Source organism: Mycobacterium sp., from assembly GCF_032162105.1.
Lineage (GTDB): Bacteria > Actinomycetota > Actinomycetes > Mycobacteriales > Mycobacteriaceae > Mycobacterium.
Map to the genome: position 1 here is coordinate 1 of NZ_JAVRPS010000355.1, position 7,102 is coordinate 7,102.

7 protein-coding genes are annotated in these 7,102 nt (G+C 67.1%); 1 reads left to right on the forward strand and 6 read right to left on the reverse strand.

The annotated features are described in order from the left end of the window. Positions 1-515 (forward strand): SDR family oxidoreductase (locus QOC69_RS18115; protein WP_526442032.1); only part of this gene is annotated, 515 nt, incomplete at its 5' end. An 11-nt stretch (positions 516-526) separates the two neighbouring features. Here QOC69_RS18115 and QOC69_RS18120 read toward each other — a convergent pair. From QOC69_RS18120 to QOC69_RS18145, 6 genes are all read right to left on the reverse strand, one after another. Beyond that, positions 527-1,477, reverse strand: a complete 951-nt coding sequence (locus QOC69_RS18120) for a sugar kinase (RefSeq protein ID WP_526442034.1) — start codon at positions 1,475-1,477, stop codon at positions 527-529. Continuing rightward, the gene (locus QOC69_RS18125) at positions 1,474-2,145 is read right to left on the reverse strand and encodes a bifunctional 4-hydroxy-2-oxoglutarate aldolase/2-dehydro-3-deoxy-phosphogluconate aldolase (protein WP_526442036.1); all 672 of its coding nucleotides are present in this window, start codon (positions 2,143-2,145) and stop codon (positions 1,474-1,476) included. The genes QOC69_RS18120 and QOC69_RS18125 overlap by 4 nt, the downstream gene beginning before the upstream one ends. After that, positions 2,135-3,376, reverse strand: a complete 1,242-nt coding sequence (gene manD, locus QOC69_RS18130; RefSeq protein WP_526442038.1) for a D-mannonate dehydratase ManD — start codon at positions 3,374-3,376, stop codon at positions 2,135-2,137. The genes QOC69_RS18125 and manD overlap by 11 nt, the downstream gene beginning before the upstream one ends. A gap of 37 nt (positions 3,377-3,413) precedes the next feature. Continuing rightward, positions 3,414-4,814, reverse strand: coding sequence for an MFS transporter (locus QOC69_RS18135; protein WP_526442040.1), 1,401 nt, complete (start codon positions 4,812-4,814; stop codon positions 3,414-3,416). A 42-nt stretch (positions 4,815-4,856) separates the two neighbouring features. Continuing rightward, entirely contained in the window at positions 4,857-5,861 is a 1,005-nt protein-coding gene (locus QOC69_RS18140) for an L-idonate 5-dehydrogenase (RefSeq protein WP_526442042.1), read from the reverse strand. Further along, on the reverse strand, positions 5,858-7,102 hold a 1,245-nt coding region (locus tag QOC69_RS18145; protein WP_526442044.1), incomplete at its 5' end, for a mannitol dehydrogenase family protein. The genes QOC69_RS18145 and QOC69_RS18140, both read right to left, overlap by 4 nt.

Sequence of the window (7,102 nt, forward strand, 5' to 3'; positions counted from 1 at the left end):
TGGGCGACGATGAGCGCGACTGGGACCGCATCATCGACGTGAACGTGCGCGGGCACGTCCGGGCGGCCAAGGCGCTGGTCCCCGAGTGGCTCGACCGCGGCCGCGGGCACTTCGTCACCATCGCCTCGGCCGCCGGGCTGCTCACCCAGATCGGCGCGGCCGGCTACGCGGTGACCAAGCACGCAGCCGTCGGTTTCGCGGAGTGGCTGTCGATCACGTACGGCGACAACGGCATCGGCGTGACGTGTGTCTGCCCGATGGGCGTCGATACCCCGCTGCTCAAGCACATCTCCGACTCCGCTGACCCGGCGGTGCGGGTCGGGGCCGCCGCCGTCGTCAACGCCGGTGAGGTGATCGGCCCGGACCGGGTGGCCGACATGACCGTGGAGGCCATCCGCGAGGACCAGTTCCTGGTGCTGCCGCATCCGGCAGTGCTCGACATGTACCGGCACAAGGGTGGCGACTACGAGCGCTGGATCGCCGGGATGCGCCGCTACCAACGGACGCTCGCCTGATCACGGCGCAACTACCGCAGGACCGGATCGGTTCCGGGTTGGCAGAACCGCTCCACGTCGCTCAACGTCGGACTGGACTCCCAGTCGCCCGGCGTCATACACAGCATTGCGCCGCAGGCGTTCGCCCGGTGCAGCCGTCCCGGAACGTCGAGCTCGTGCAACAGTCCGCTGAGGTATCCCGCGACGAATGCGTCGCCGGCGCCGACGGTGTCGACCACATCGACGGTGAAGCCGGGACTGTCGACAACGCCGGCAGATGAGTACGCGGTCGCCCCGGACGCCCCCTTCTTCAGGACGACTTCGCTGCAGCCACAGCGCACCAGACGCTCAGCAGCGTCGACGGCATCGCCCTCCGGGAACAGCAGGCGCAATTCGTCAGCGCCTCCGAAGACGAGATCGGCGTTCTCGGCAATCTTTCGCAGCAGCGGCCCGGCGACGTCGGGCGGCGCCAGGGTCGAGCGGTAATTCACATCGAAGCTCACCCGCACACCGGCGGCCTGCGCGCGGCTGATGGCGGCCAGAACGCAGTCGCGCGCGCTGTCGGACAACAGCGCGGTGATACCGGTGACATGAACGACTTCGACGCCCTCGATCCAGCCCGGCGGGATGTCGTCTGGCCGCAGTCGCGATCCGGCCGCACCGGTCCGGTAGTAGAAGACCGCCGTCGAGCTGGGCGATGGTCGCTCCTTGAGCATCAACCCGGTCGGAGCCTGCGTGTCGATGACCCCACGGACGTCCACCCCCTCGGCCCGGATTTCGCGAGTGACGCGCTCCCCAAGGGGGTCGTCACCGACACGCCCGAGCCATGCGACGTCGATACCCAAGCGGCGCAATCCAATCGCCACGTTGCTTTCCGCACCACCGATGCCCAGCACCATCTCCGAGACGTGCCGCAGCGAGCCGATGTCCCGCGTTCGCATCAGCGCCATGGTCTCGCCGATGGTGGCGATCCGTGCGCTCACGTCGGCTGCCCGCAGGCTGCCACGAACTCGGCCGTCCTGGCGCGAAGCACATTCATGTCACCACCGCGCAGCGCGTCGCCGAGCAGTGGTCCTCCTACACTGACCGCTGCCGCACCGGCTTTCAGCCATGCCGCAGCACCCGGCAGGTCCACACCGCCGGAGGGAATCGCGGCGATGCCGGGGAACGGTCCGCGCAGATCCTGGAGGTAGCCTGGGCCGACCTGGTTGGCCGGGAAGATCTTCACTGCGGCCGCACCGGCGCGCCATGCACCGAAGAGTTCGGTCGGGGTCAAGCCACCCGGCACGATGGGCACCCCTGCACGAATGGCCGCTTCGACGAGATCCAGGTCGCTGATCGGCGTGACCAGGTAGTGCGCCCCGGCTCGGACGGCGGCGGCCAACTGCGCGCTGTCGGTCACGGTGCCGACGCCGATGTCAGCCACATCCCCGAACCGGGCGAGCAGTTCTGGTAGCCGATCAAGGGTGCCCGGTGTGGTGAGAGTGAGTTCGACACTACGGATTCCGGCCTCGACCAACACGTCGAGAACCTGGTCGTAGTAGGTCGCATTCGGGGCGCGCACCACCACGATCAGCTTGGCGGCCGCGGTGCGGGCGGGGATTGCGAGCCGGGTCGGCGCCTGCGGAGGCGTGAGCGTGTCACCAGTCATGGACGGTCCCGTCCTGCAGCCGGTTCACCGGCAGGTACGCGGCGGTGTACTCGAATGTCGAGGCTGCCTGTTCGTCGAAGTCAACGCCGAGGCCGGGCGAATCTCCGGGATGCAGGAAGCCGCGGTCGAAGGTGAACGACGTGTGGAACACGTCCAACGTGGTGTCGCTGTGCGGCATGTACTCCTGGATCCCGAAGTTGTGGATCACCAGGTCGAGGTGCAGCGCGGCGGCCATGCCGATCGGGGACACGTCCGTCGGCCCGTGAATACCGGACTTGATGCCGTAGATGCCCGCGAAGTCCAGCAGCTTCTTCATGGCGGTGATTCCCCCGGTGTGGGTGACCGCTGACCTCACGTAGTCGATGAGCCGCTCGGTGACGAGTGTCTGGTAGTCGTACACCGAGTTGAACACTTCGCCGATGGCCAGCGGTGTCGTCGAATGCTGGCGCACCAGGCGCAACGCCGCCTGATCCTCTCCGGGCGTGCAGTCCTCCAACCAGAAGAGATCGTAGGGCTCAACGTCTTTGGCGAATCGCGCGGCTTCGATGGGCGTCATTCGGTGGTGCCCGTCGTGCAGTATCCGGACTCCCGTCCCGAAGTCCTCGCGAATTCGACCGAATACCCCTGGCATGTGGGACAGGTAGGCGCGGGTGTCCCAGACCTCCTCGATCGGCGCGGTCGCCGCGCTTCCGTCAGCGGCGCGGTGGGCTGGCTCGTAGTCGTATCTGCCGCCGGGTTTGTTGGTGGACACCCCGTAGATCTGCCCGAGTCCGGGCACACCGCTCTGCACCCGCACGGCGGTGTACCCGGCGTCGAGGTAGCCGCTGATGGCGTCCTTGAGCGCGGGGTAGTCGCTCCCGGAAGCGTGGCAGTACGCCCGAATACGGTCGCGACTGGCACCGCCGAGCAACTGGTAGAGCGGCATCCCGGCCTTCTTGGCCTTGATGTCCCACAACGCCATGTCGACGGCGGCGATGGCGGCCATGGTCACCGGCCCGCGCCGCCAGTAGGCGCCCCGGTAGAGGTACTGCCAGGTGTCTTCGATGCGGTCTTCGTCGCGACCGATCAGCGTCGACGCCAGGTGTTCGGACAGATACGCGGCGACTGACAGTTCGCGCCCGTTGAGCGTGGCGTCGCCCCACCCGACCACGCCGTCGCCGGTGACTATCTTGAGGGTGACGAAGTTGCGGCCCGGACTGCAGACGTTGACGTCGATGGTCTCGATGGTCATTGTTCTCTTTCGTTGTGACGGTTGTCTTTTCGATCCATCACATGGCGGGAAGTGGATCGGTGAGATCGCGTCCGGTCCAGTCCTTCGCCCATACGGCGACGATCAGCGCCGACAGTGAGTACAGAACCAACATCACCATGATGGGGATGGGGCTTCCCGTTGCCGCGGCCACCCAGGCGGCGACGACGACGGGACCGATCCCGGTGGCGATTACCGCGGCGATCTCCCGGACGACGGCGGTGAGCGTGTACCGGTTGCGGGCACCGAAGATCTCTGGGATCGACACGTTCTCCAGTGAGGCCGGGCTGAGCACCGCGACGTTGTGGAGCACGACGTAGCCGACGAACACCCACACGAGGTTCCTCGAGTCGATCGCCGTCATGGCGGGAACGACGACGACCAGTGCCGCCGACATGACGATGATGTACATCCGGCGCCTGCCGAATTTGTCTCCGAGCCAGCCGATCAGCGGAATCGTGAGGAATCCGACCAGTGAGGACACGATGACGACGTTGGCGCTGAGGCTCTTCTGCAGAGCAAGCGTCAGGGTCATGAACGAGATCAGGTACGTCTGGATCAAACCCGAGTTGCCTGCCTGGCCGAACCGAAGGAAGAACGCCACCGCGATGGCCTTGATCGGCTTGCGCTGCAGCGCTTCCACCGTGCGGGTCTCGGCCCGGTGCCCGACCTGCGCCAGAATCTCTTCACGGGACAGTGCGCGCCCGTCGACGACGTCCTCGCGCTCCTCGAAGACCGGGCTTTCCTTGAGGTTCAACCGCACCCACACCGCGAACACCATCACCACTGCGCTGGCGATGAACGGGATGCGCCATCCCCATGCGATGACGTCGCTCTCGACCATCACTCCCAGCAGGATGGCCCAGATCGCCGATGCGAACAGCGTGCCGCAGTTGGTGCCGAGGCCCACCAGGGAGGCGACGAAACCGCGCCGCTTGACGGGTGCGTACTCGGCGAGCATCACTCCCGCACCGCTGATCTCGGCCCCGGCGCCGAATCCCTGTAGCAGTCGCAGGGTCACGAGAAGAACGGGCGCCAGCACACCCACCTGCTGGTAGGTCGGCAGGACTCCGATCAAGGTGGTGGCAGCTCCCATCAAGGCGATGGTGTAGAACAGCACCTTGCGTCGACCGATGCGGTCACCGAGCCGTCCGAAGAAGAGGGCACCGAGGGGGCGGGCGATGTAGCCGACCCCGTAGGTGGCCATCGATAGGACGACTGCCATCCCGGCAGACTCACCGGAGAAGAACAGCTGGCTGAACACCAGCGCGGCGGCCAACGAGTACAGCTGGAAGTCCATGAACTCCAGTGCCGTGCCCAGCCACCCGGACACGGCGGCCCGCACCAGGTCAGCTGTGCTGCGTTGGGCGGCCGGCGGATGCTCGGCGGCCTTGGGCTCGGGGGTTTGGGCTGTGGTCATCGTCTTTCCTCTGTGTGTGCAGCGGTTGCGGTGGAAGGGATTTCAGAGTTGGAGCATGACCTTGGCCGACGCTGACGCGTCGCGGGCCACGGCGAAGGCGTCCTCTGCGTCGGCCGCCGGGATCACGTGGGAGATGACCGTGTCGAGGCGATCGGAGGCAGCGAGCAGCGCGATCGCGTCGTCGATCTCCGTGGAGAACCGGAACGCGCCGATCAGGCTCACTTCCTTGGCCAGCATCGGCGCCAGGTTGATGCCGATCTCGGCGTTCGGCAGCATGCCGACCTGCACGACGGTGCCGGCGCGACGCGCGGCTCGCACGGCCTGGGTGACCGAGACGCCGACACCTGAACATTCGAAGACGACGTCGTAGGACTCGTCGTCGATGACATCCCGGCCGACTAGAGAAGTTTCGTTGGCGCCCAACGCGACTGCGCGCTCCAGCGGCTCGGGTCGCAGGTCGCTGACGCCGATGTCGGTCGCCCCAGCCTCTGCGGCGGCCGCAACGACCAGCAGGCCGATCGGGCCTGCGCCGATGACCAGAACACGTCGGTCGGACAGGTCGGGGGCCAGATTGACCGCGTGCATGGCCACGGCGAGTGGCTCCGCCAGCGCTGCGCGCTTCAGCGGCAGTCCAGCGGGAAGTGCACGGACCATGTGATTCTCGACGACCAGCAGTTCGGCGGCACCGCCCTGGCGGTGCGGGAACGTGGCGGCGCTGCCCAGGTAGTCACCCCCGGGGCACAGGTGGGGGCGCTCGAGCAGGCCCGCCACCGGGGTCCCGTAACGCGCCGGGTGCACGGTCACCGGCGAGCCTGCCGGATATCGGCCGGACGGATCGAAGTCCACCACCGCCGACAACTCGTGCCCAGGGGTGAACGGTTCGCGAACGACGTTTTCGCCGTTGGCTCCGTCAAAGTAGTAGTGCAGATCCGAGCCACAGATGCCGACGTAGCCGACGCGCAGCCGCACCTGTCCTTCGGCCGGCTCCGGCTCGGAGCGGTCTTCCCAGCGAATGTCCTCTTTACCGTGGATTGCAAGCGCTTTCATGACACTCCCCTGTAGTCGACCGTCCTGGCGGCGTCCTGTGCCGCCGCGCGGATACCGCTGCGCGCGATGATGGCAACGAGATCGGCTACCCGGTCGGTGAACGCGTCGTGGGCGACCAGGTCGTCGGGCAGAAATCCACTGCGCAGCACTGCCATTGCATGATCGCGCGTACTGGACGCCCCGCGGGTCACCTCGGCGAGTCGGTCCCGAGCGGGTTCCCGTATCTCGGCGGCATGGGGTCCGGGATCGAAACCCGAAGGCGGTGCCACCGAGGCGATCCAGCCGGCGACCGTCAACGCCAAGAAGTGCGGAGTTCTGCCGTCGCGCAGCGCCATCAAGGCGGGCTCCGGGATGCGCTGCAGCAGTTTGACCGAACCGTCGGTGCCGACCTGCGAGGTCCGGTGATCGAGCGCGGCGTTGGCCCATCGGTGTGAAAGCGAGTCGAGGTAGGCGTCGACGTCGAAGCCCCTCGGCAGCGCGATCGTCGGCAGGTACTCGCTCGTGATGCAGGCGTGTACGGCGTCGCGAATGAACGGCTGCGCCCAGGCGTCGGCGATGGTGGCCCGACCGTCCAGGATTCCGAGGTACGCGATCAGGGAGTGAGATCCGTTGAGCAGGCGCAGTTTGACCAGTTCGTAGGCTTCGACCTCGTCGCTCATGACCGCTCCGGCGCGGTCCCAGGCGGGCCTGCCGGAGGCGAAGTCGTCTTCGAGGACCCACATGGTGAATTCCTCGGCCGGCACCGGGCAGCGGTCGTCGACGCCGAGCAATTCACCGACGATGTCGACGGTTCGGCTGGTCGTCGAGGGCACGATTCGGTCGACCATCGAGTTCGGGAACGTGACGTGGTCGCGGACGAATTCCAACACGTCCTCCGCCGCGGAGCTCGCGTGAAGGAACTCGGTGAGGACGGCACGGGTGACGTGTCCGTTGGACTGCAGGTTGTCACAGGACAGCACGGTCATTGGCGTGCCGTCAGCGGCGCGGACGGTCAAGCCTCGGGCGATGAGACCGATCGTGCTGCGGGGATGGGCGGGGTCGGCGAGATCTGCGCGGACGTCGTCGAGATCGAGGTCGAGGCCGGCGTTGCGCGGCGAGCGGCAATAGCCGACCTCGCTTACGGTCAGCGTCAGGATGCGGTTGGCGGGGGCGGCAACCGCGGAGATGAAGGATTCTGGTTCGTCGGCGAGTACGCCGAGGCCACGGTGGACGTCGACGACGGCGGCACGGCGACCCCGCTC

Bases quoted from the DNA above. Each gene is read 5' to 3' on its own strand.
- QOC69_RS18140 (WP_526442042.1), bottom strand. From the start codon at position 5,861: ATGAAAGCGCTTGCAATCCACGGTAAAGAGGACATTCGCTGGGAAGAC.
- QOC69_RS18135 (WP_526442040.1), bottom strand. From the start codon at position 4,814: ATGACCACAGCCCAAACCCCCGAGCCCAAGGCCGCCGAGCATCCGCCG.
- QOC69_RS18125 (WP_526442036.1), bottom strand. From the start codon at position 2,145: ATGACTGGTGACACGCTCACGCCTCCGCAGGCGCCGACCCGGCTCGCA.
- manD (WP_526442038.1), bottom strand. From the start codon at position 3,376: ATGACCATCGAGACCATCGACGTCAACGTCTGCAGTCCGGGCCGCAAC.